The organism is Phyllobacterium sp. P30BS-XVII, assembly GCF_014138335.1.
GTDB classification, from domain to species: Bacteria; Pseudomonadota; Alphaproteobacteria; order Rhizobiales; family Rhizobiaceae; genus Phyllobacterium; species Phyllobacterium meliloti.
Genome location: NZ_JACGXO010000002.1, coordinates 566,101 through 591,077, shown reverse-complemented (window position 1 = coordinate 591,077; position 24,977 = coordinate 566,101). Strand labels below are relative to the sequence as shown.

Sequence of the window (24,977 nt, the reverse complement as noted above, 5' to 3'; positions counted from 1 at the left end):
AAGGTTGAACAAAAGACGGACCCATGGTTGCAATAGATAGTGAAAATCAGAAGAAGATGGACAGCGCGTCAACGCATGCGGAAAATGATCCGCGCCCCCTTTCACAGGTTTTCGAAGACCTTGCACGGACAACCACCGCACCTGTTTCTTTCACCGAACTTGAAGATGCCTTCACGGATCGCAGCTTCGCGGCGCTTTTGACGTTTTTCGCCATTCTCAACCTGCTTCCGCTGCCACCGGGAACCGGTATCGTCACCGGTATCCCGCTCGTTCTGGTATCAGTGCAGATGGTCATGGGCCGCGAATCCGTCTGGCTACCGGCCTTCATGCGCACAAAAACCATCGCGCCGGAACGTTTTCGTCAGGTCTCAAACAAGGTTGTTCCGTGGCTGCAATGGCTGGAACGCTTCATCCGCCCGCGCAACTGGCCTTTTTCCCAGCGTCAGGGGGATCGTTGGCTCGGCGCATTTACAACAGTTCTCGGTATGTCCGTTGTCCTCCCCATGCCGCTTTCAAACTGGCTTCCGGCCTTGGCAACGGCCATTATCGGCATTGCCCTGTGTGAACGCGATGGCCGCCTGATGCTGGGCGGGCTCATTCTGGGCGTGGTCTCGATCAGCATTGTCTTTGGCTTCGCCTTCATCGCCGCCAATGTGCTGGCCTATCTGGCGGGCTTCTGGCCGTTTTGAGATTGGCCAGAGCCGTGGTTGGATGGGGCGGTGCTCCGTGGTTCGACATAACAACCATGAGGGGCGTGGATGGATGTAACGCTAATCACCAGCTTTGCAGATCAACAACATTGCAGAACTTGACTCCCCTTCATCACCCCTCTCCCTCATGGTGAGCTTCCTGAGCGCGCCGAAGGGCGAACCACCCCACTAAAATCCCTGTCGCAAAAACAACAATGTCGCACGTCGCATTTGAGTGGGCGCACGTCGTGAGATAACAAGCTTACCCCCTGATTATCAGGCAAAACGGTCCTCGTTGGAGGATAAACTGCATGGCCGATCTTATTGTCGTTTATTGGCGGGATATTCCTGCACAGGTGACCGTCAAAAAAGGACGTCAGGCCGCAAAGCGCGAACTTCCTCTTCGTTTTACTGAAGCCATCGACATGTGTGCGATGCGCATTGGCGCCCGGGATTCGGACGCCTATCTGGCAGAGTGGCGCCGGGGAACACCGGTGCCGGTGAGTGATGATCTGGATGCGGAGGCTGATGCGGCCCTCGCCCGTATTGACAGCGAATATCATCGGGAACGCCTTGTGGCGCTAGTAAAGGCAGGCGGACATGACAATTCATGAACTGAAAGCAAAGCCAATGACAAAGATCGCAGCATCCATCGAAGTGGCGGCACGCCAGGCTATTGAATCGCAGGACCTGCCTGGCCTGTTCCCGGAAGGGACCCGCGTTTACATCACCGACATGGGCACCGATGGCGTCGACACGCTGACAGCTGCCGCCAAGCGCATTCATGATCTCGGCTACAAGCCGGTTCCGCATTTCGCCTCCCGCCGCCTTGGAACAAGAGCAGCCTTGGAAACCCGCATCCGCCGCGCCGCTGAAGAAGCCGGTGTGACCGACGTGCTGGTTATCGGCGGCGGCCTTGAACGGCAGGCTGGCGAATTCTCCTCCACCATGGAAGTGCTGGAAACCGGCTTTTTCGACAAATATGGCATCAACGAAATGGGCGTTGCCGGACATCCGGAAGGCAGTCCCGAATTTTCCGAAGCTGTTGCGCTTGAAGCCCTGCGCCTCAAGAAGAATTTTGGCGAACGCACCGGCGCACGCTTGCGTGTCGTTACCCAGTTCGGCTTTGATGCTGATCGCTTCATCCGCTATGCGGAATCGCTGCGTGAACATGGTGTTGATCTGCCTGTGCATCTTGGCGTTGCTGGCCCGGCCAAGATCACCACATTGATCAAATATGCTGCCATGTGCGGCGTCGGCAATTCGATCAGCTTCCTTAAAAAGAATGCCCTGTCACTGACGGCGCTGGCCACCAGCCATTCACCTGAAGGTGTTGTTGGCCCTATCGAACAGCATGTTATCAACAATCCGGCTTCCGCCATCAAGCAGATCCACATTTTCCCGTTTGGCGGCCTGAAGAAGTCCTCCGAATGGCTCGTTGATCGCGGCTCGTGGAATGTCGCATCCGGCCATTACGCATCTGCAGCAGCGAATTAAGGATTTCCTGAATGACCCGTACCATTGTTGCCTCGGCGACCAGAGAAATCATCATCGGATTTGACCAGCCTTTCTGCGTGATCGGCGAGCGGATCAATCCGACCGGCCGCAAGAAGCTTGCCGCCGAAATGATCGCTGGCAATTTTGATACGGTCATCAAGGATGCATTGGAGCAGGTTGCTGCCGGTGCTACGATGCTTGATGTCAATGCAGGTGTGACTGCTGTCGACCCGAATGCAACGGAGCCGGGCCTTCTGGTCAAGACATTGGAGATCGTCCAGAATCTGGTCGATGTTCCCCTGTCCATCGACAGCTCGGTAACAGCTGCCATTGAAGCCGCACTGAAAGTCGCCAAGGGCCGCCCGCTGGTTAATTCCGTGACCGGTGAAGAGGAAAAGCTTGAAGCCATCCTGCCGCTGATCAAGAAATATAATGTCCCCGTCGTTGCCATTTCGAACGACGAAACCGGCATTTCCATGGACCCCGACGTCCGTTTTGCCGTTGCCAAGAAGATCGTGCAGCGCGCTGCTGATTTTGGCATTCCGGCGCATGATATCGTTGTTGATCCGCTGGTCATGCCGATTGGCGCGCTGGGTGATGCGGGCCGTCAGGTTTTTGCCCTGCTGCGCCGCCTGCGCGAAGAACTGAAGGTCAATACCACCTGCGGCCTTTCCAACATCTCGTTCGGTCTGCCGCATCGTCACGGCATCAATGCCGGGTTCATTCCCATGGTGATCGGCGCTGGCATGACCTCGGCAATCATGAATCCCTGCCGCCCGCAGGAAATGGAAGCGGTTCATGCCGCCAACGTGCTCAACGGCACCGATGCCAACTGCACCTATTGGATCAAGAAGTATCGTGACCATCAGCCTGCCGTTGCCGGAGCGCCTGTCGTATCGGTTCCTGCTGATGCCAATGGCGGTGGACGGCGGCGCGGTGGACGTGACGCGCGGCGCGGCGTTGCCGGTTGATTGATTTGTAATGCCACGCTATTGGCGTGGTTGATGGTTTGGTTGCGGTTCGTGGTTCGTGGTTCGTGGTTCGACATAACAACCATGAGGGAGAGTGAGGATGTAACGCTAATCCTAAGGATGGCAGATCAAAAAGATCACGCATCACAAGGGTTACAGAACTTCACTCCCTTTCATCACCCATCTCCCTCATGATTGTTATGTCGAACCACGCGCCACACACTGCGCACCAGCCATATCGGTATTGCAAGCGGATCTCTTGCAGGACTTGGAGCATTGATTGTGAACGCACCCGTAAAATCCCCTGAAGCATCGGCAAAGGACGCGCTTGTTCTGTTCATGCCATCGGGCAAGCGCGGGCATTTTGCCGTTGGCACCACGGTGCTGGAAGCGGCGCGCACGCTCGGTGTTTATGTGGAAAGCGTGTGCGGCGGGCGCGGCATTTGCGGGCGCTGCCAGATTGACGTGCAGGAAGGCAAGTTTGCCAAACACGGCATCACCTCTTCCAATGATCACATTTCGGAATTCGGTCCAAAAGAAAAACGTTACGCCGAAAAGCGTGATCTGAAGGATGGCCGCCGCCTTTCCTGTTCGGCAACCATTCTTGGCGATCTCGTTGTGGATGTGCCGCAGGATGTTCAGGTTAACGCGCAGGTCGTGCGCAAGGATGCCGATACGCGCATCATCGAGCGCAACCCCGCTGTTCATATGTGCTATGTCGAGGTGGAAGAGCCTGACATGCACAAGCCACTCGGCGATCTTGACCGCCTGAAAGCCGCGCTGGAAAAGGAATGGGGCATCCGCAACCTTGATGTGGATAGCTATCTCCTGCCGCAGATTCAGAAAATCCTGCGCAAGGGCGAATGGAGCGTTACCGCCGCCATTCACCATGATGAGGAAACGACGCGGCCAACCATGATCGGCCTGTGGCCCGGCCTGAAGAACGAAGCTTACGGCATCGCCTGCGATATCGGTTCCACCACCATTGCCATGCATTTGTCATCGCTGCTTTCGGTGCGCACCATTGCTTCGGCTGGTACATCCAACCCGCAAATCCGCTTCGGCGAAGATCTGATGAGCCGCGTCTCCTATGTCATGATGAACCCGGAAGGCCGGGAGGGCATGACCAATGCGGTGCGCGAAGCCATCAACGAACTGATCGGCAAGGTCTGCGCTGAAGGCAATGTCGCGCGCGAGGATATTCTCGATGCGGTGTTTGTCGGCAATCCGATCATGCACCACCTTTTCCTTGGCATTGACCCGACGGAACTCGGCGGCGCGCCGTTTGCCCTGGCGGTTTCGGGCGCTGTTCATCTCAAAGCCAGCGAAATCGGCCTCAATATGAGCCCCGGCTCGCGGGTCTATATGCTGCCCTGCATTGCCGGTCATGTCGGCGCTGACGCTGCGGCGGCAACCCTTGCGGAAGGTCCGCACCGGCAGGATGAAATGATGCTGCTTGTCGATGTCGGCACCAACGCGGAAATCGTGCTTGGGAACCGGCAACGCACGGTTGCAGCCTCCTCCCCGACAGGCCCGGCTTTTGAAGGCGCGGAAATCTCAGGCGGCCAGCGTGCCGCCCCCGGCGCCATTGAGCGTGTGCGTATCGATCCGATAACATTGGAGCCGCGTTTCCGCGTCATCGGCACCGAACAATGGTCGGATGAACCGGGTTTTGCCGAAGCCGTGCAGGCAAGCGGCATCACCGGCATTTGCGGCTCGGCCATTATCGAAGTCGTCGCGGAAATGTACCTCTCGGGTATTATCTCTGAAGATGGCGTGGTGGATGGCAGTCTTGCCGCCAAGTCGCCGCGTATCATGCCAAACGGCCGTACATTCTCCTACCTGCTGCGCGAGGGAACGCCGACCATCACCATTACCCAGAACGATGTTCGGGCGATCCAGCTTGCCAAGGCTGCGCTCTATGCGGGCGTCAAGCTGCTGATGGACAAGCAAGGTATTGATCATGTTGATCAAATCCGCTTTGCCGGTGCTTTTGGCTCGTTCATTGATCCCAAATACGCCATGGTGCTCGGCCTTATCCCCGATTGCGATCTCGACAAGGTGAAAGCTGTCGGCAATGCGGCTGGTACAGGCGCGCGCATGGCGCTGCTCAACCGCGATTATCGCCGCGAGATTGAGGATACTGTCACACGCATTGAAAAGATCGAAACGGCACTGGAGCCAAAATTCCAGGAGCATTTCGTCTACGCCATGGCCATGCCCAACAAGGTTGATCCCTTCCCAAAACTCTCGCTGGCAGTCACCCTTCCCGCGCGCAAGAATGTCGGTGAAGATGGCCAGACCGGCGATGCCACACCGCGCCGACGCTCACGCGAGGACCGTGCGGCCCGCCGATCACGTGAATAGGCCGCGTGAATAAATCCATTCAGTTGAGTTTGCCATGCAGACAAATTCCGCTATCAACATCCACCATGATTGATTCCGGATATATGTTCCCATGATTGCCTGTTTTGACATCGGTGGCTCGGCCATCAAGGGTGCAATAGCCTATGCCCCCGAAGACATCCGGCCACTGCCGAAAGTGCCGACGCCCTTGCGCGATTTCGATGCCTTTGCTGCGGCCATTGAAAAGATTGCAGCGGATGGCGGCGCTGATCCCGCATCGCTGATTTCGATTTCCATTGCCGGTGTTATCGATGCGGACAGCGGCAAAATCACCTGCGCGAACATTCCCTGCATCGATGGCCGCCCGCTCGTCAAAGACCTCAGCGAAAAGCTGCGCCGTCCGGTTCTTGTCGCCAATGATGCCGATTGTTTTGCCCTGTCGGAAGCCGTTGTCGGTGCCGGACGCGGCCACCGCGTGGTGTTCGGCATTATCCTTGGCACTGGCGTTGGTGGTGGCCTTGTCATCAATGGCAAAATCCATGAGGGCGCTGGCGGCTTTGCCGGAGAATGGGGCCATGGTCCGATTTCGGCAACATGGGCAGGCAATCCGCCGATTGCCATCCCCCGCTATGCCTGCGGTTGCGGACAGGTCGGCTGCGTCGATGCGGTTGGCGCGGCGCGCGGCATGGAACGCCTGTATGCACACATTCACGGCGTTGATCTGCCAAGCACCGAGATTATTGCCGCATGGAACAGCGGCGATGCGGCGGCGGAGCGCACCATTGACTGTTACATCGATATCGTCAGCGGCCCGCTGGCCATGACGCTCAATGTCGTCGGCGCGTCGATAGTGCCTGTCGGTGGCGGCCTTGCCAATTCCCTACCGCTGATCGAGCGGCTGGACCGCGCCGTGCGTGACCGCATCCTGTGGAAGACAGAGAGGCCGCTGGTCATCCCGGCGCAGCTGAAAATTGAACCCGGACTGATCGGTGCCGGTGTTCTCGGTTTGATGGGAGCGGCACAATGAGCGGCATTCTTCTGGAAGTCTGCGTTGATGATTCGAGCGGCCTTGCCGCTGCCATCACAGGCGGCGCTGACCGGGTCGAGCTTTGTTCGGCGCTGGAACTCGGCGGCCTGACACCAACACCCGGCCTGATCGGTCAGGCCATAGCGTCCCCTATTCCGATCTATGCCATGATCCGCCCGCGACCCGGTAATTTCGTCTTCGGCGAGGCTGATATCGACGCGATGCTGCGGGAAATCGACATGATCCGCAGCGCCGGTCTGGCGGGTGTCGTCTTTGGTGCGAACCATGCCAATGGCAGTCTCGATCATGCCACGCTTGAACGCCTGATGCGCAACTGCGACGGGCTTGGCGTGACGCTGCACCGGGCCTTCGATCTTGTGCCTGATCTTGGTGAAGCGGTTGAAACGGCTGTGGGTCTGGGTTTTGAGCGTATCCTGACGTCAGGCCGGATGCCGACATCAGCTGAAGGCATCGACAATCTGGCAGAGACCTTTGCGCTTGCCGCCGGGCGGATCAGGATCATGCCCGGCTCCGGCGTCAATATCAGCAATGCCGGTGCGTTGCTTGACCGTATTCCCTTCCGGGAAATCCACTCTTCCTGCGCGGTTCTGGCAGAACCAGTCAGCGCCGCAGCCCAGCGGCTCGGTTTTGAAACCGCTACGCAAAAGCGCACCAGCGTTGAATTGGTCAGGGCGTTGAAGGCTTATTGTCAAACTCGGTAGAGGTGTGGCGTGGGCGGCATTGCGGGTGGTTCGTGGTTCGACAGGCTCACCATGACGGGGAGTATGGATGCAACGCTAATCGCAGAGGGTGAGCGGCGGGTGCAGCAATAATCGCCACCGTTGCAGAATAAGGCTCCCTGCAACCCACCCATCTCCCTCATGGTGAGCCTGTCGAACCACGCAATATATATCGATGCAGCGTTTAGAGGGGGTGTTACCGCTCCAACTGCCCCTTAAAGCTTGCCCGTCCGCTCATAGCCCTCGAAATACACCCGAAGATGCTGGGCTACAGCTTTGACATGCGCGCCGGCATTTTTTGCAACCAGCATGCCAAGCTTGGACTCACCGAGCGGCGGCAGACCAGTTTCCGGACCAAGTGCAACCATATTGTCCTCAAGCAGAAACTTTGAGAACGGAGCAACGGCAAGGTCAGCCACGATAGCAGCGCGCTGGCCCATCGTATGGGCGCTCATATAGGCAACGCGGTAATCCCTGCCCGCGCTTTCAAGTGCGCTGATGGCATTGGCGCGCCAGATACAGCCCTCTTCCCACATGGAAAGCGGCAAAGGATTGCGCTCATGCGCGGTTCCGCATTTCGCCCCGGCCCAGATGATTTCCTCGGTCATGAGGACTTCGACCTCATCAAGCTTGGCCAAGGTTTCATTGACATTGACAAGGGTTACATCAAGCCGCTGCTCATCCAGCCGCTTGCGCAGGCTGTTACTCTGGTCGATGACCACATCAACGGTGACATCCGGGTGTGACTCGGCAAAGCGCTTCAAAACGAAGGGCAGCACCTTTTCACCGATATCATCAGGCGCACCGAGCCGGACAACACCGGAAACCGTCGGTGTGATGAATTTCGCCACGGTTTCGCGATTGAGCGCCAGCATGCGACGCGCATATCCAAGCAGCAACTCGCCGCTTGGCGTCAGTTTGACCGAACGTGCATCACGTTCAAGCAGGATATGACCAAGCGTCTCTTCAAGTTTCTTGATCTGCATGGACACAGCCGATGGCGTGCGGAACACCGCATTGGCGGCGCTGGAAAAGCTACCCGTCTCGGCAATCATGGCAAAGGTGCGCAACACATCAAGATCGAGGATCGGTATGGGATGCTGCATCGGTGCTGACATTGCGGCGTCTCCTTCATCAATTTTTCTGAAACATACTGTTCCGTAATTTCGTTTGATTGAACATCAACTTGGGCAGATAGTCAATATCACACAACAAGGTGGCTACAGAAAATTGAGCCGCTTAACCACAAGGAGCAGCAAAATGAGTGTCTGCAATGAACTTCCACACCAGACAAGCCTGAGTGAACGTCTCTTCACTGCCGTTACACGCACCGCAGAAAGCGTTGCATCCATAGCAATAGTTTCGCGCGATGCGATAGTCCGGGGCCGCCGGCGGCGCGTGACAGAAGCAGCTCTGGATAGTCTTCCAGATAATATCCGCTCTGATATTGGCTGGCCGGATCTGTATGAGCGCCAGATTGCCGAATGCAATCAGCTTAATCGCACGCGCCAATAAATCATGAGAACACCTCAATAAGGGAGCGGACCTGTTCACGTCCGCTCCCTTTATTTTGCGCTTTACCTGCGCTTTTGCGACACAGGGTGGCTCACTTCCCTTTAGAATAATTCTATGGTTCTATCTGAAAAAAAGCTCCAGAGACCACGCCCGTAATTTGAAGAACCTACTTCAGGTGCGACATGGCCTCGTAGTAATAACGGGAACATAGAATCATCATGAACCAGACGGACCTGAACAAGCGGTCTTTTGTTTTTTTCCTCGTGCCGAACTTTTCGATGATCGCCTTTGCGACCGCTATCGAACCGCTCCGCATTGCCAATCGCATGCTCGGATATGAGGCCTATCGCTGGCGTCTGGCTTCGGTCGATGGCAAACCCGTCACCGCCTCCAATGGCGTTGAATGCGCCGCGAACTCTTCGCTTGAAGATGAGCGCCGCTTTCTGACCGGCGAAGACCGTCCATCCATGGTTTTTGTCTGCTCCGGCGTGCATGTCGAAAAATTCCAGAACAAATCCGTCTATGCCTGGCTGCGTGAAGAATTCAACCGCGGCGTCGCCGTCGGTGGTCTTTGCACCGGCGCACATATATTGGCGGCCGCTGGCCTGCTCTCGGGCAAGCGCTGCGCAATCCATTGGGAAAACCTTCCCGGCTTTGCCGAAGCGTTTCCGAAAGCCGACGTCTATGCGGACCTGTTTGAAGTCGACGGCAATATCTACACCTGCGCCGGCGGCACCGCTGCGCTCGACATGATGTTGAAGCTCATCGGCGATGATTTCGGCGACAACATCGTCAACCGTGTCTGCGAACAGGCCCTGACGGACCGTGTGCGCAGCCCGCATGATCGTCAGCGGTTGCCATTACGCGCACGTCTCGGCGTGCAGAACTCAAAAGTTCTTACCATCATCGAACTGATGGAGGCACGTCTATCCGAGCCGCTATCGCTCATCGAGATTGCCGATCATGTCGGCCTGTCACGCCGCCAGATCGAGCGGCTGTTCCGGCAGGAGATGGGCCGCTCACCCGCGCGCTATTATCTAGAAATCAGGCTCGACCGCGCCCGCCATCTCCTCATCCAGTCATCTATGCCTATTGTTGAAGTAGCGGTTGCCTGCGGCTTTGTCTCCGCATCGCATTTTTCCAAATGCTACCGCGAGCTTTATGGCCGCTCACCCCAACAGGAACGCGCTGACCGCAAGCAGTTGATGGCGGCATAGTTATCACCTTCCTCTGCATGAGCGTGGTTCGTGGTTCGTGGTTCGTGGTTCGTGGTTCGACATAACAACCATGAGGGAGAGTGAGGATGCAATGCTGATCGTCAAGATTGCGGCGTAAGGGGTGCAGAATTTGGCTCCTAACAACCCCACCCCCACGGTCATCCTCGGGCTTGACCCGAGGATGACCGTGGGGTGGGGTTGTTATTAGCGTTTCATCCACCCAAGCCCCTCATGGTTGTTATGTCAAACCACGAACCATCCTTGAAGCAAATCTATCGCGATTCCCAATCCTGCATGCGCCGCTGCCAGACTTTTTCACCGGACAGGCAGTCATAGTCTTTCTTGGCCTGCACAAAAATAACCGGCAGTTTTTCCTCTGGCGACCATTCCGCATGGTTGACGCCATCCGGCTTATCCGCGAGTTCCTGCACAAGCTTGCGGCGCACGGCTTCGGGAAACTGTTCCCATGAATTGACGGGAACCATGAAGGCGCCGCGACCGCCAATGACGCAGTTGCCGTAATAGATATCGAGATCGGAAACAGCCCAATCCGAATAGAAATCGCTCTGTGTCATCAATGGCAGACCATTGATGGTCACACCTTTGGCAATGGCCTCCGCACGCGCTTCGATGACTGGCCTGCCATGATTATTGGCACCATCGCCGGAAACATCGATCACATGGCGCGAGGACCGGAAACCATTATTGTCAAAAAGCGTCGCGCCAAAATCAATCGCTCCGGAAATCGATGTGCGGCTTTGCGTGGAAGGAATGGGCTGATCGAGCGCCACAGCCAGCCGTTCAGCCGATTCAGCGCTATCCACCAGCGTCCATGGCACGATAACGCGCTGCATGGATGACCCCGCCCACTCGACATAGGTGATTGCCACGCGGCCATGAACGCCTTCAAGAATGGCATCGATAACCTGACGGTGGCGCAAGGCGGCGATATAGCCATCGCGCTGAATCTTCTGCTCGAAGGGTTCCATGGAGCGGGACGCATCCACCGCCAGCACAAGCTCGACATCAACATCTATGGGGGCGGTCTGGGCGCACGCAGCAGAACTCGCCAGTGATGCCGCGAGTAAGAGAAAACCTCTGAAAGTTTTCCTGTGCGATGCCATGGGCAAGTGTAACGCAAACAGGCGCAATACAAAGCCCGATACGGCGCATTCACGCTCTATTGAACGTTTGCTCAAAAGAAATGGCGCCTTGCGGGCGCCATTTCGTATTCTTCGATCCGTAAGAGCAGCTTTATGCGCGCAGACGCTCGTTCTCGGTATCAAAAGGCGCTTCCGGAATGACCGTTGCCTTGTGCGTCTTGCCGAGAATCTTGATCTCAAGCTGTGTGCCCAGCGCCGAATAGTCAGGCTTGACCATAGCAAGCGCGAGGCTCTTGCCCAGACGCCAGCCGTAACCACCATGGGTAGCACGGCCAATCAGCTGGCCATTGGCATAGATCGGTTCGCTGCCGCGCGCATCGATGTCGGAAACACCCGGTACATGCACCTCAAGCGTGACAAAGTTCCACTTCAGCCCGTCCTCGCGCGCCTTCACCACCGCATCGCGGCCGATGAAATCGCCCTTGTTGGGATGAACGAAACGGTCGAGACCGCTTTCGAAGGCATTGTATTCGATCGACAGTTCACGCGGGATCAGGCGATAGGATTTTTCGACTGCCATTGCCGTCATGGCGCGGATGCCGAATGGCTTGATGCCGAATTCCGCACCGGCTTCAAGCAGCAGATCATAGATGGTGTTCTGCTGTTCAATCGGGTGATGCAGTTCCCAGCCAAGTTCGCCGACAAAGTTGACGCGCAGGGCATGGGCTGTGCCGGTGCCCACGCTGATTTCCTTGCCCGACAACCATGGGAAGGCTTCATTGGACAGATCAGCCCGCGTGAGTTTCTGCAGCACTTCACGGCTCTTGGGTCCAGCAAGAACCAGCACGCCATACATCTGTGTAATCGGACGCAGGGTTACGGAGCCATCCGACGGCAGCAGCTTGTAGAGATAGTCGTGATCGTGGTTCTCATAGGCACCGGCGGAGACGAGATAGAACTTGCCGGGAGCCCATTCGTAAACCGTGAACTCGGAGCGGACGCCGCCGTCCTTCGTCAGCAGATGGCAGAGTGCAATGCGGCCCTGCTTCTTGGGGATGCGGTTGGCCAGAATGGAATCGAGCCATTCGCGCGCACCGGGACCAGCCACTTCAATCTTGGCAAAGGCGGACATATCGAGAAGGCCGACATTATTGGTGACGTTCTTGATCTCGTTGCCCACATGCTCAAAATAGTTGGAGCGATGGAAGGACCAGAGTTCCTTTACCTTGCCGTCCGCATCCGGCTTTGGATGGTTGTGGTTCATCAGCACATCCGGCTTGTCGAGCTTTGCAACCTCGAGACCATAGCCCTGCGGAGCGAACCAGTTGGCGCGTTCCCAGCCATAAACAGTACCGAACACGGCACCGAGCGCCTTCTGGCGGTCATAGGATGGCGAACGCTTGAGCGGGCGGGCAGCGCCGCGCTCTTCATCCGGGTAGTGGACCGAGAACACCTCCGCATAGGCTTCCTCGTTCTTTTCCTTCAGGTAGCCTTCGGTTGCGTAAGGGCCGAAACGGCGTGGATCAACGCCCATCATGTCAATGGAGGGTTCGCCTTCGACAATCCATTCAGCCAACTGCCAGCCAGCACCGCCAGCGGCAGTCACGCCAAAGGAATGGCCTTCATTGAGCCAGAAATTCTTCAGACGTGGTGCTGGACCGATGATGGGCGAACCATCGGGTGTGTAGGCAATCGCGCCATTATAGACTTTTTTGATGCCGACTTCGCCGAAGGCAGGAACGCGGGCAATCGCCGTTTCGATATAGGGTTCGAGACGGTCAAGGTCTTCCTGAAACAGCTCGTACTCGCTGGCATCCGATGGCCCATCGACATAGCAGACAGGTGCGCCTTTTTCATAAGGTCCGAGCAGCAGGCCGCCATTTTCTTCGCGCATATACCAGGATGAATCGCTTTCACGCAGAACGCCCATTTCCGGCAGGCCCTTGGCCTTGCGCTCAAGAATGGCCGGATGCGGCTCGGTGACGATATACTGATGCTCAACCGGGATGACGGGTACATCGAGACCAACCATCTTGCCCGTTTTGCGGGCAAAGTTGCCGGTTGCCGATACAACGTGTTCAGCGGTGATGTCGCCCTTGTCTGTTTTCACAAGCCATTCGCCTGAAGGCAGCTGTTCAATGCCGAGAACCGATGTGTAGCGATAGATCGTGGCACCGCGATCACGCGCGCCCTTGGCCAGAGCCTGTGTCAGGTCAGCGGGCTGGATATAGCCATCTTCCGGATGCTGGATAGCACCGAGAATTCCATCCATTTCGGCCAGCGGCCAGATTTCCTTGACCTGTTCTGGCGTCAACAGCTTGACCGGAACGCCGATAGTTTCAGCAACACCGGCATAATACATATATTCGTCCCAGCGATCCTTGGTGCGGGCGAGACGAATATTGCTGCAATTGGTGAAGCCGACATTCATGCCGGTTTCTTCCTGCAGTTCCTGATAGAACTTGACGGAATATTTGTGAATCTGGCCGACGGAATAGCTCATGTTGAAAAGCGGCAGCAGACCGGCCGCATGCCATGTGGAACCCGATGTCAGTTCCTTGCGCTCGATGAGCACCACATCGCTCCAGCCCTTCTTGGCCAGATGATAGAGTGTTGATACACCCACCACACCACCGCCGATGACAACTACACGCGCTTGGGTCTTCATTTCATTCTATCCTCTGATATCAATCGGTGGTTTGGCGGTGATCTGGCGACACGCACCAATTTTCTGCACTATGCCGTTCGTACTGTCCATTGCTAAGGCCTGTTTGCGACATGGCCAAAACACGGCGCGACGCGCGGCAAACTGTCAGCATTTTGCGTGAATTTCTGATCAAACTGCGGGAATGATTTAACGCAATATGGAGACTTCCCGCTATAGAAATGGTCTTTAAGCGTCGACCAGCCGGAAACGAAGAATAATGTCAGATATCTCCAAGGACATGACCAGACCGGCAGTTGGGATATTCTCCCCACTGGCGCTGCTTCTGTTGATGCTGGCTGTGCTGGCGCTGCTGCTTGGTCTACGACTGGTGGTGCCGATCGGCCCGATGTACTGGGACACCTATATATATCTCGACGCAGCCCAGCGCCTGAAGATGGGACAAATCCCGGCGGTGGATTTTCTGGCTCCCGTCGGCGCGCTCGACTATTACCAGTTCTATTGGCTGCAAAGGCTTTTCCCCAATGGCCAGCCTACCCTGCTTGCGCAGTGGTCCGCCCTTATTGTTGCCGCGCCCATCATGGCTGTTATTGTTTGGGACGTGGACAAACGCCGCCGCAGCATTGCCTTCGCCCTCATTATTCCCTTTTTGATTTTTGCGATCTGCCCCACCAACACGCAGAGCTTTCATTCCTATCCCGGGATCTCAGGCTTTGGCATCTATAACCGGCACACATCGCTGCTGCTCTATGTTCTGACCAGCGCGCTGATCTTTCTGCCCAATACCCGCAAACTGGCTATCGTCGCTGCCTTGGCGATGCTGGCGCTGTTTTTCACCAAGATCACCGGCTTTCTTGCGGGCGGACTGATTGGCCTGTTCGCCATACTCAGTGGCCGGTTGAAATGGCGGCATGTATTGCTGGCCATGGTTGTGGTGATCGCCGCACTGCTGGTTTTTGAACTCAACCACCGCATGGTTTCAACCTATCTCGCCAGCATCATCGAACTGGTGGGCATGAATCAGGGCGTGCTTCTGTCGCGTTTTCTGACTGTTTTTTCCACCAAGCTGGATGTCATTCTGGCCGCCGCCGCGCTCATCCTGTTTCTCTTCTGGATCAATCGCAGCAATGTGTCTGCCGCGCTCAAAAAGCTGACCAGCCAGCCATCCACCAAGGCAGTGGCAACCGTTCTTGATCAGGACTTTCTGTGGATTGGCATTGTGCTGGTCGCGGGCATTTTCCTGGAGACCCAGAACACCGGCAGTCAGGAGTTTATCTTCCTCTGGCCTGTCCTGCTGGCACTGATAGTCAAGTCGGCGGCCTTGCCGGAAAGGCATCGCCGCATCGTCTACGTACTCGTGGCCTTCACGGCGATACCCACCTTGACCAAAGTGATGCACGAGAGCCTGCGCATGACAGCTGTTGCGCCAACATATGTGGCGGCACCTGTCACGGACGTAAAATCAATGGGGCTAGTGTCGACGCGCAAAGACATATGGGAGCGCGTTGATCTCCTGCAGGCGCATTATGTGAAGAATGCTGCTACCTATCACGAACTGGCGGAACAGGGGCAGCTTCCAAGCTGGCAGCTTTATTCGGAACTGGATTACCAGATGTTCTGGCTCGTCTCGGCGGACCGCGCCGTCAAGGCCATCAAGCAGTTCGAAGCCACGAACGGCGTACATCTGAACAGTTTGATGAACCTCGATTTCACCAATCCGTTCCCATGGATTCTCGATCGCGATGCAACGCGCCACATACAGATTGGTGCTGATCCCTTTCGCACCGTTGGCGACCTGACATCGGAGGAAGAAGCCGCAGTGCGCGCGACAGACGGCGTGTTGCGGCCAAGCTGCCCGGTGACGACAGCGCGTTTGATGCTTTGGAAAGTCTACGAGAAAACCCTTGATGACCGAACTGTGGTCAAGCTCAATGAGTGCTGGGATCTTTTGCTGCGACCGGGCATTGCCAGCACAAAATAAAAGGCCGGGACATCAGCCCGGCCCTCGAAACCTTATTTCACCTGCGCTTTGACGAAATCTTTGACAATCCGCACGATGCCGCGCGACAGCACCTCATCAAGCGCCGCAATAAACCGGTCCACATGGTCATGCTGGCAGATCAATGGCGGCTCAAGGCGAACCACATTGCGGTTATACTCGGTGAAGGCCACCAGCACGCCATGATCGCGCAGGAGATGGCTGCCGATAAAGCCGGGAAGTGACCCCTTCAGCTTATCATCAAGCATGGTAAGCACGGGCCGCAGGACAACGGGTACTGTCTTGGAAAAGTCGTGGAATTCGAGGCCGATCATCAGCCCCTGCCCGCGAACATCCTTGATCATGGCCGGATACTTGACTTTGAGGCCTTCCAGCTGTTCCAGCAGATAAGCACCCGTCTCGGCTGCATTGTCGATCAGGTGTTCGTCATAGAGAATATTGATCGCTTCAATGGCTGTCACACAGGCCTCGCCAATACCGCCAAAGGTCGCCATGGCGTGGATCATTGCGGTCTTGGGTGTCCCATAGGCCTTCATATAGACCTCACGCCGCGCGATCATCGCACCCACAGCAGCCTTGCCGCCGCCCAATGATTTCGCCAGCGCCGTCACATCGGGCACAACACCCGCATGTTCGAACGCATAAAACCGACCGGAACGGCCAAAGCCGCACTGTACCTCATCGGCCACCCAGAGCACGCCATATTGATCACACAGCGCCCGAAGCTTTTGCCAATAGCCATTTGGCGCGCTGATGATGCCGCCGCCGCCCTGAATGGTCTCAAGCACAATGACACCGATTTCCGGGTCGGAACGAAACACATTCTCGACCGCATCAATATCGCCGAAGGGAATACGCACCGTATTGTCGACAAGCTTGAAATCGCCGCGATAAAGTTGGCCATCGGTGATCGACAAAACACCCTTGGTCTTGCCGTGAAACGAATTCTCGGCATAGACGATCTTGGGTTTCTTTGGCCCCGCCGCCCGCTCCGCCACCTTGATTGCCGCCTCCATGGCTTCCGACCCGGAGGAGCCGAGAAACACCATGTCGAGATCACCGGGCGAACAGGCCGCAAGATTATGAGCCAGAGCGCTCGCATATTGCGACATGAAGGCAATGGCGATTTCCTGACGCCGCTCGTCCTGAAACTGTTTGCGTGCGGCCACAATACGCGGATGGTTATGGCCAAAGGCCAGCGATCCGAATCCGCCGAAAAAGTCGAGAATAGCCCGGCCGTTCTGATCGTAATAATACATGCCTTCCGCATGTTCGATCTTGATCTTGTGGAAGCCCAGAAGCTTCATGAAATGCAGCTGGCCGGGATTGAGGTGCTTGGTGAAAAGCTCCGTCATGCGCGGCAGCGTCATCACCTTGGCTTCTTCAACGGTCAGCAGATCGGGCCTTTTGATCGGCTCGATCACATCAGGGGTGTCTTTTGGCAGTGCTGTCAGCTTGTTCATCGATAATCCCCCTTATTGCGCCGTTATCGACGATGGTTGACCGGCAACCTTGCCATCCTTGTTGTTGCGATATTCGCGGTAAGCCGCGATCAGCATGTCTTCGTCCCGGTATTGCGGCACCCAGCCCAGTTGCCGCTCGGCTTTTGAGACATCCAGTACGCACATCTCGTCAGCAATCAGATATTGTTCCGGGTCCATGATCGGCATGTTCAGCCAGTCAAATGCATCCAGTGTTTTCTTGACGGCCCATGCGGGCGTCGGCAGCAGCAGTGATCTTGAATTGGCGAACTTGACCAGATCACCCAGCAGCTTGCGCACCGGCGGCGGGTTGAGCGAACCGAGATTATAGGCCTCGTTGGGCACACCGGCTTTCCACGCTGCACGTGCAGCCTCGGCGCAATCGAACACCGAAATGAACTGATAGGGGTTCTTGCCCGAACCGATCATCGGAACAGGCAGATTATAATCGATCAGCTTGAACAGCTTTTCGAGAATGCCGAGCCTTCCGGGTCCGATGATCAAACGCGGGCGGAACAGCGAGATATCCATGCCCCGCATCCGCCATTCCGCGGCGAGTTCTTCGGTTTTGAGTTTTGACCATCCATATTCGCCAAGCGGCGCCGCCGGATGGTCTTCGGTCTGTGGCCAGACATAGGTGTGGCCGTAAATCATGTCGGTGGTGTAGTGGATAAGCTTCTTCGCGCCTGCCTTGTCCATCGCCTTGATGATGTTCTCAGTGCCGAAGTAATTGACCGGAAAGAAGAAATCGTGGCGTTTGGCACGTACCTGCAAGGGCGAGAGCATCTTGGCGGACAGGTTATAGACCATATCATCCGCCTTGATGCCAACGGCAGCAATCGCCTGCGGATCGATCACATCGCACTGAACAAAGGCAATATTGGCATAATGCGGCAGGTCGCTTTTGACGATATCCACAACGATAACCTCTTCGCCATCGGCGATCAGTTTGGGTGCGAGATGGCGTCCGACAAACCCGTCGCCGCCGAAAATTACGTGTCTCATGGCTCTGCTCACTCAGGACGAAGTTGTGGGGGCTGGCGGCGTCTGTTCACCCGGCTCAGCGCCGTTGTGACGGCCGCTCTGCGCAATGAAAATCGTGCCGAGCATAATAAACGCAATTCCGGCAATCTTGTAGGCTCCAAGCTCCTCCTTGAATACGGCCCAGGCGAACAGCGCGACCGCCACATAGGCAAGGCTCAGAAAGGGATAAGCGAAGGAAAGGTCCACCTTGGAAAGCACGTAGAGGTGCGAGGCCATCGAAATGACGAAGGTGAAAAGCCCGGCAAACACCCATGGGTTGAACACGATCTGGAACACGCGCTGGATAAAGCTGTCCGCGCTGAAACTGATCGGCCCGAGCGTGATCATCCCGTATTTCAGCATGACCTGCGCCGCCGCATTGGTCATGACTGTAAAGAGTATGAACGGAATATATTTTGTCATGCCAAGATTACCCCCACCTGCTGCCCCCAAATAACAACCTTACGTTGAAAAGACTCGAAGGCCATTGTTAAAAATTGAACCATCTGTCGCTTTATTCTTGGGCCGACAGAGCGGTTCGTGCCCAGAAATTCGAATTGAACATCAGGTCCCGCCGTTCCTCCAGCTGCTTCCATTGCGGAAACCCTGATTTGAAGACGGCGGCACTCATCCGCTGATCCTTATACGGATTGACCCGCCCGCCCGCTTCGATTGTCATGCGGTCAAGCTGCTCCAGCAGCGACAGCGTCTTCTGGCCGCGATTGGGAAAATCCAGCGTAAGCGTGTAACCGGCCCGCGGAAATGACAGCAGGCCCGGTGAGGCAATGGCGCCAAAGCGCTTGAGAACCGTCAGGAATGAGTTTTGCCCGGCCTGCCGCGTCGCCTCCAGCATAAGAGCAATCGTCTCGCGGGCATTGGCTTCCGGGATGACACTCTGGTGCTGATAGAGCCCTGCCCGGCCATAAAGGCGGTTCCAGTTCTTCACCTGATCGAGCGGATAGAAGAAAGGCGAATAGCCTGTCAGCCCCGTATCGGTTTTGCTGCCTTTGCGATGATAATACGCCGTGTTGAACAGCTTCAGGCTCGGAAAATTGAGCGCGGAAACCGGCAGATCGACAGGCACGCCAAATCTGGTCCTGCCCGCGCTGATGTCGAAATTGCCATTGTCCGCATGGTTTCCGGTCAGGAGAATGCCGCGACCGCTACCCAGCTGATCCACCCAGGCGACGGCATATTCATTCTCTTCATCCGCTTTTGGGGCGAGATCGAAGTAGGTGTCCAGATTTTTAAAGCGGGTGACGCGCTCCTCAATATCAAGCGAACTGACCCGCATCAACCGGATGGAGGCTGTCTGGATAATCCCGGTCAGGCCAAGCCCGCCTATGGTGGCGTTGAACAGATCCGTATTTTCAGAAGCCGAGCAATTGGCAACTGTCCCGTCGGAGCGCAGAAGATCGAACCTCTCGACATGGCAACCGAATGTACCGCGCCGGTGATGGTTCTTGCCATGCACATCATTGGCGATAACACCGCCCAGCGTAACAAACCGGGTACCGGGCGTAACAGGCAGGAAATAACCTTCCGGCGCGGCGATTGCGATAATATCCGCAAGCAGCATCCCCGCTTCCGCATGCAGCACACCCGCTGCTGTGTCGAAGGAGATGAGCTGATTGTTGGGACGCATGTCGACCAACAGGCCCGCATCATTGTGGCAACTGTCGCCATAGGATTTGCCATTACCGAATGGCAGGTAGGAGCCGGGCAGCGAAACATCGAAAGCCTGCCGCGCCTCCTCCAGCGAAATGGCGGAGCGGCGATGCCTGTCTATCCGGCCAAAGCTTTCATAGTCGTGCGTCATGCCCTTGCGCCACCATAGAGCAGCAAGGCCGCGCCGATTGCGATCATGACCTGGCTGCGCCAATCGGAAATAATGAAGACAACCGGGTCTTCATGCATCTCGCCGCGATGCGCCAGAATCCAGATGCGGATATTGAGGTAGAGAACGATGGGGCACAGGGGCCAGATCATCCACGGATAGGAATAAAGCCGGACCACGGAATCGCTGTCCACATAAAGCGCGAGAACCGTGGCGGCTGCAAAAGCGGATGCGACACCGCATTGCGCAACAACCTCGCGATCACTCTGCCGATACCCCCTGCCCGCAATGCGATCCTTTTCGAGCAGTGTCGTGCTTTGCAACTCCACATAGCGTTTAACCAGCGCAAGCGAGAGAAAGAAGAATGACGAGAAGGCCAGAAGCCAGAATGATCCCGCAATGTTCGTGGCAGCAGCACCGGCGAGCACACGCAGTGTATAAAGTCCTGCCAGCATCAGGACATCAATCAGCAGCATACGCTTGAGCGAAAGCGAATAGGCCGTTGTGGCGATGATATAGACACCCAGCACGACGCTGAATGCCCACGGCAATTGCATTGCCAGAAGACCGGCGATGACAAGCAGCAGGAACGCAATCCTCAGCCCGAACGGGATGGAAAAGACCCCGCTGGCAAAGGGGCGGCTCTTTTTTCGGGCGTGCTGGCGATCCAGCGGCAGATCAAAAAGATCATTGAGAATGTAAATCGCCGAAGCCGCGGCAGAAAACGCCACAAATGCGATCAGCGCAGCGCTCAATGTCACCCAATTCGTGATCTCATGATCGAGTGTGGGCGGCACGAAGATAAGCGTGTTCTTCATCCATTGATGCACCCGCAACATTCGGAAGAACGTCCGCCAACTGCTCTTTGGCGCTTCAAATATACGGACCGAATGCGCATTCTGCCATTTGCCTGCCGCGCGGTCTGGTGCAACCACAATGGCCTCGCTGGCGGCCGCAAAGACGGGGATGTCAGCCCTGCTATTGCCCGCATAGGCAAAGCTTCTTCCAGCAAAGGTTTTCAGCAGGAACTCGGTTTTCAGCTTCGATGTCAGATTTCGCGTCTCATCCGTGGCATAAACCGCATCGAAAAGACCGATATGCGCAGCAATTGGCTCTGCAAACTGCCGGGCGGCCCCAGTGGCCAGAACAATGCGCCGGCCCTTGCTGTGCTCTTCCCGCAAAAATTCGAGAAAATCCCGCCTATAGGGAAGAAGGGCGGGATCGATACAGACACGTTGGGATATCTGATGCTTCAGATTGCCTTTTCCCTTTAACGCCCAGAAAGGCAGAACGAAGAGATAAAGCATATTCTTCTTGAGCAGCTGAAAAATACTTTCCCATAAAAGATCAGTGGCAATCAAAGTGCCATCAAGATCGACAACGAGATCCACAAACTGCTTGCTTGACTGCTTGCTTGACTGCACGCTCACCGACACATCCCCACGCGATATTCCCCATGCGACGACCTATCGGCAAACTAGAAATGAAGCGTGAACTGCCCAAGTAAAATAAAAAAATACGAGTAAAAACAATATCGACAGTGAATCAGAAATTAATAGGCCCGAACTATTTTAAACAGTTCGGGCCTATATTTACTGGATCAGCCGGGTTTCGTCTACTTGATCGAAACCTTGCCGCCTTTGATTTCTATGCTTTCGCCGCCCGTCAGGGCTTCGCGGTCTCCATTGGGAAACGTGACGAAGCAGCCGCTGCTGCAGAACTCAACCGTATCACCGGCGGCAACCTGCAACTGGGTTTTACTGGAACCTTCGGTCACGACGACGGTTTGAGCGCTGGCATCGCTGTTTTTCAGGCTGGCCGCGAACGCTGGTCCGGCCACAATGGTGCCCGCTACAATGGTGCTTGTAAGAATGACAAAAGCAAACTTGTTCATTTCACCCCGGTGTTTCCACCGCCCCTGTTACATCGGGCTTAACTGCCCCTTTTCGACAATAGTTATAACGGGGTGAAACTGAACGGCAACTGAACGTCTCGTTATTTTTCCGATATTTAGACGAAAGCACCAAGTTGATGGCTGATCTGTATCATCAATTCTTTGTTGTCTTCTTCGCTTGTCCCGCAAGCTGCTCCTTTACCCGGTCTGTAATCATCTGAACGATGGCATCTGCATCATCCAGATGAATGTTGACGTCGCGCTGCGGGAACGGAATCTCGATCCCCTCTTCGGCAAAGCGATCAACCAGCGCAAAGCGGATTTCATTCTGTACAGTGCCTGAGTTTGACAGGTCAGCAAGATGCACCCGCATTTCGAAATCCATCGTCGAATCCGCAAGCGCCTTGAAAGCAACGAAGGGTTCCGGGTTTTTCAGTACCAGCGGGTGGCTGCGCGCAATGTCCATCAGGATGGCATGCACACGGCGTGGATCGACCTTATAGGAAACGCCAATCGGAATTTCCACGCGGCCAAGCTTGTTGCGGTGCGTCCAGTTACCAACATTGCCGTTGATGAAGGACGAGTTCGGAATAATGATCGATTGACGCTGGAAGGTTTCAACTTCCGTCGCGCGAACACTGATCTTCTTGACAATGCCACCAACGCCGCTTGTTTCAATCCAGTCACCCACCTTGAAAGGTCGCTCGGCCAGAAGGATAAGGCCGGAGACAAAGTTGGAAACAATGGCCTGCATACCAAAACCGATACCGAGCGACAGACCACCGGCAACCAGCGCGAGGCTTGAAAGATTGATGCCCGCCGCCGAAATGCCAATGAGACCCGCTATGCCGAGGCCGAGATAACCGACCGCAGTGCGGATCGAGTTGCGCACACCGGAATCCAGCTTGCCACGCGACATGACCCTGATATCGAGCCAGCCCTGAAACCAGCGCGTGAAACCGTAGAACAGGGCAAACAACAGGATACCAACTGCAATGGCCACCAGTGAGATCGTCACCGATCCAATCTGGAAGCCGGTGGCAAAGGTCAGGAACCAGACCGTCATTTCGCTCCACTGGAAGCCCCAGAGCAGCAGAATGATCGGAATACCAAGCAGAAGCACAAAGACATTGATGACGATGCTGGCAATCAATCCAAGCTGGTCGAGCGTTGATTCATCGATGCCGAAGCGTGTCTGAATTGTGCGTCCTAGCACCGTGCCACCAAGCGCATTCTCGTCTGCAACGGCACGAGCCGTAAGGAAGCCGAGATACATTGTGACGAGCACAGCACCATTGATGACGATCTGCTGCGAGACAAAGCGCGCAAAGCCGATATAGCCAAGCAGGGCAGCGGCGATCGGAATAAGACCGATGGCATAGAGGAACAGCCGCAATGGACGCGGCCAGCGCTTTGCTGCGCCGGTTTCCTGATCCTCCAGCGGTTTCAACAAAGCCATGGCGATGATGAGAAGCCCGACCAGAACCGTTGCAAACAGGCTTTTGGCCACCGTCAGCGACAGTGGTGAAGTTGCAATCTGGTTGATCGTATCGGCAAGGTAGTCAAGCCCGGTGATGGTTGCGGTCGCGGTGATCAGAACCATCAGGATACGGCCCGGACGGGGCGCCACATGCACAAGCCGCCAGTTCGGCGCACCGGGACAGATGACCGCCTGCGCCAAAGCATGAACGAAGTAGACAATACCGATCACGCAAAACAGCGTGTAGAACAGCGCGGCAACGTCAGGTCGCAACACATTGAAATAGCTAAGGAAGAGATAGGTGGTGGCAAGAAATACCACCACGGTCAGCGAGCGCATCAGCGTTGACCAGAACGCGACCGCCAGACGGCTGAGATAGGATGGCTGCTCAATGGCGGCATCGCGCAGGTAAAGGTGCCCAAGCAGCCGCTGCCCGCCGATAAGAAGGACCAGAGCAGCAATCACAGCAAAGAAAGCTGCGGCCAGCATCGATTGCCATTTGAAGGTGACGACAAAGCGCCACCAGGATGAAATCAGCTGGTTCATCGTGCTCATTTCGCGGCCATAAGCGTCGATCACTTCGCTGCCGAGAGAATAGTTGATGTCAACGCGCTGCGACAATGTATTGGCGAACAGCTCGCGGCGCGCATCACCAATTGCGTCGATCATCTTGTTGACTTCGAGCAACTGATCTTCGGTTTCACCCAGAACCGCGTTGATTTCGGCCTTCTCGGTCGTCAGACGTGTCCGTTCATCAGTAACGATCTTGGCTTCCGCTGGCTGACCTTGTGGCGGTGGCGATCCCAGCTGTTCAAGCCGGGCGTTGATCTCCGTGATACGCGGACGGAACGAAACACCAATATCAAGCAGCTTTTTGGCGCTGGCTTCCAGATCAAGCCGGAGATTTGCCAGCGCGGCGTCCGCGTCAGCCTTTTGCTTGAATTTCTGTTCGTAGGCCGCGATCTGCTTTTTCAACGCATCGATGACGGGGCGCTGCTCGCTCACAATGCTGGATGGAACCGCAGGAGCTGGAGCCTCAGCTACCGGCGCTGGAACTGGAGCCGGTGCGACTGCTGCCGGTGCTGGTGCAGCGGGCGCAGTCGTTGCCGGTGCTGGTGCGGGCGTTGTTTGCGCCAAAGCCAATTGGACAGGCGCCGCCAGAAACAGAACGGCGGCAATCGTCAGAAGAATCTGCCGAAGAAAAGATGAAATCACAGGTCTGGAGCCTTTATGAATAGTTTGCTTTGTCGATTTGCCTGTTCATGTCGGCACAATCAAGGCACTTTTTGCTTCCAATTCCAAGCTTGGGTCGGGTTGTTGATAGTGCTCGCCGCTATCCTGATGACCGTCCCTTGCGTCGGACAGTAGCATAATGCCGGGGTAATCATGAATCGTCACACATAAGGCAGGCCGAAATTCTTGCCAAAGTAACAGTTTTGCTCACCTTCGCTTCGTACTCATCTTGACCAGCCCAGACACACACTGTTGACTGG

The 24,977-nt window shown here is 56.0% G+C and carries 20 protein-coding genes; 10 read left to right on the top strand and 10 right to left on the bottom strand.

What is annotated here, in order from left to right; all coding sequences use genetic code 11:
- Positions 1-23: 23 nt before the first annotated feature.
- From FHW17_RS08735 to FHW17_RS08705, 7 genes are all read left to right on the top strand, one after another.
- Positions 24-689: an exopolysaccharide biosynthesis protein gene (locus FHW17_RS08735; protein WP_113097380.1), complete on the top strand. Its 666-nt coding sequence runs from the start codon at positions 24-26 to the stop codon at positions 687-689.
- 311 nt (positions 690-1,000) lie between these two features.
- Positions 1,001-1,303: a virulence factor gene (locus FHW17_RS08730; RefSeq protein ID WP_091877734.1), complete on the top strand. Its 303-nt coding sequence runs from the start codon at positions 1,001-1,003 to the stop codon at positions 1,301-1,303.
- Positions 1,304-1,319: 16 nt separating this feature from the next.
- Positions 1,320-2,186 (top strand): methylenetetrahydrofolate reductase, encoded by an 867-nt coding sequence (locus tag FHW17_RS08725; protein ID WP_112527455.1) that lies wholly within the window; start codon positions 1,320-1,322, stop codon positions 2,184-2,186.
- An 11-nt stretch (positions 2,187-2,197) separates the two neighbouring features.
- Complete coding sequence (locus tag FHW17_RS08720) at positions 2,198-3,157, top strand: methyltetrahydrofolate cobalamin methyltransferase (protein WP_182509618.1); 960 nt, start codon at positions 2,198-2,200, stop codon at positions 3,155-3,157.
- 339 nt (positions 3,158-3,496) lie between these two features.
- Positions 3,497-5,524: an ASKHA domain-containing protein gene (locus tag FHW17_RS08715; protein WP_210275847.1), complete on the top strand. Its 2,028-nt coding sequence runs from the start codon at positions 3,497-3,499 to the stop codon at positions 5,522-5,524.
- A gap of 91 nt (positions 5,525-5,615) precedes the next feature.
- Positions 5,616-6,530, top strand: a complete 915-nt coding sequence (locus tag FHW17_RS08710; RefSeq protein ID WP_182509616.1) for an ROK family protein — start codon at positions 5,616-5,618, stop codon at positions 6,528-6,530.
- Complete coding sequence (locus FHW17_RS08705; RefSeq protein ID WP_112527441.1) at positions 6,527-7,252, top strand: copper homeostasis protein CutC; 726 nt, start codon at positions 6,527-6,529, stop codon at positions 7,250-7,252. The genes FHW17_RS08710 and FHW17_RS08705 overlap by 4 nt, the downstream gene beginning before the upstream one ends.
- Positions 7,253-7,485: 233 nt before the next feature.
- Here the strand turns inward: FHW17_RS08705 and FHW17_RS08700 are convergent, their stop codons facing one another.
- Positions 7,486-8,388 (bottom strand): LysR family transcriptional regulator, encoded by a 903-nt coding sequence (locus FHW17_RS08700; RefSeq protein ID WP_091877739.1) that lies wholly within the window; start codon positions 8,386-8,388, stop codon positions 7,486-7,488.
- 142 nt (positions 8,389-8,530) lie between these two features.
- On the opposite strand from FHW17_RS08700, the gene FHW17_RS08695 reads away from it, so the two are divergent.
- Positions 8,531-8,785: a hypothetical protein gene (locus FHW17_RS08695; protein ID WP_112527443.1), complete on the top strand. Its 255-nt coding sequence runs from the start codon at positions 8,531-8,533 to the stop codon at positions 8,783-8,785.
- Positions 8,786-9,003: 218 nt separating this feature from the next.
- Positions 9,004-10,002: a GlxA family transcriptional regulator gene (locus FHW17_RS08690; protein WP_091877741.1), complete on the top strand. Its 999-nt coding sequence runs from the start codon at positions 9,004-9,006 to the stop codon at positions 10,000-10,002.
- 272 nt (positions 10,003-10,274) lie between these two features.
- On the opposite strand, the gene FHW17_RS08685 is transcribed toward FHW17_RS08690, so the two are convergent.
- Both FHW17_RS08685 and FHW17_RS08680 read right to left on the bottom strand, forming a co-directional pair.
- Positions 10,275-11,201: a DUF1194 domain-containing protein gene (locus FHW17_RS08685; RefSeq protein WP_246706763.1), complete on the bottom strand. Its 927-nt coding sequence runs from the start codon at positions 11,199-11,201 to the stop codon at positions 10,275-10,277.
- A gap of 55 nt (positions 11,202-11,256) precedes the next feature.
- Positions 11,257-13,773, bottom strand: coding sequence for an FAD-dependent oxidoreductase (locus tag FHW17_RS08680; RefSeq protein ID WP_112527457.1), 2,517 nt, complete (start codon positions 13,771-13,773; stop codon positions 11,257-11,259).
- A gap of 256 nt (positions 13,774-14,029) precedes the next feature.
- Between FHW17_RS08680 and FHW17_RS08675 the strand changes: the two genes are divergently transcribed.
- Positions 14,030-15,751 carry a hypothetical protein gene (locus tag FHW17_RS08675; RefSeq protein ID WP_348643716.1) on the top strand — a complete coding sequence of 574 codons (1,722 nt, stop codon included), beginning with the start codon at positions 14,030-14,032 and terminating at the stop codon, positions 15,749-15,751.
- 32 nt (positions 15,752-15,783) lie between these two features.
- On the opposite strand, the gene FHW17_RS08670 is transcribed toward FHW17_RS08675, so the two are convergent.
- From FHW17_RS08670 to FHW17_RS08640, 7 genes are all read right to left on the bottom strand, one after another.
- Positions 15,784-17,139: an aspartate aminotransferase family protein gene (locus tag FHW17_RS08670; protein WP_246706780.1), complete on the bottom strand. Its 1,356-nt coding sequence runs from the start codon at positions 17,137-17,139 to the stop codon at positions 15,784-15,786.
- A gap of 105 nt (positions 17,140-17,244) precedes the next feature.
- On the bottom strand, positions 17,245-18,255 hold the full coding sequence (locus tag FHW17_RS08665; protein ID WP_182509614.1) for an NAD(P)-dependent oxidoreductase: 1,011 nt from the start codon (positions 18,253-18,255) through the stop codon (positions 17,245-17,247).
- Between the two features lie 12 nt (positions 18,256-18,267).
- Positions 18,268-18,696 (bottom strand): EamA family transporter, encoded by a 429-nt coding sequence (locus FHW17_RS08660; RefSeq protein WP_113097386.1) that lies wholly within the window; start codon positions 18,694-18,696, stop codon positions 18,268-18,270.
- Between the two features lie 91 nt (positions 18,697-18,787).
- Positions 18,788-20,092: an FAD-binding oxidoreductase gene (locus FHW17_RS08655; protein WP_182509613.1), complete on the bottom strand. Its 1,305-nt coding sequence runs from the start codon at positions 20,090-20,092 to the stop codon at positions 18,788-18,790.
- Positions 20,089-21,534, bottom strand: a complete 1,446-nt coding sequence (locus FHW17_RS08650; RefSeq protein ID WP_182509675.1) for a UbiA family prenyltransferase — start codon at positions 21,532-21,534, stop codon at positions 20,089-20,091. The genes FHW17_RS08655 and FHW17_RS08650 overlap by 4 nt, the downstream gene beginning before the upstream one ends.
- 191 nt (positions 21,535-21,725) lie before the next feature.
- Positions 21,726-22,004 carry a hypothetical protein gene (locus FHW17_RS08645; protein WP_182509612.1) on the bottom strand — a complete coding sequence of 93 codons (279 nt, stop codon included), beginning with the start codon at positions 22,002-22,004 and terminating at the stop codon, positions 21,726-21,728.
- A 154-nt stretch (positions 22,005-22,158) separates the two neighbouring features.
- The gene (locus FHW17_RS08640; protein WP_348643715.1) at positions 22,159-24,699 is read right to left on the bottom strand and encodes a mechanosensitive ion channel family protein; all 2,541 of its coding nucleotides are present in this window, start codon (positions 24,697-24,699) and stop codon (positions 22,159-22,161) included.
- Between the last annotated feature and the right edge of the window lie 278 nt (positions 24,700-24,977).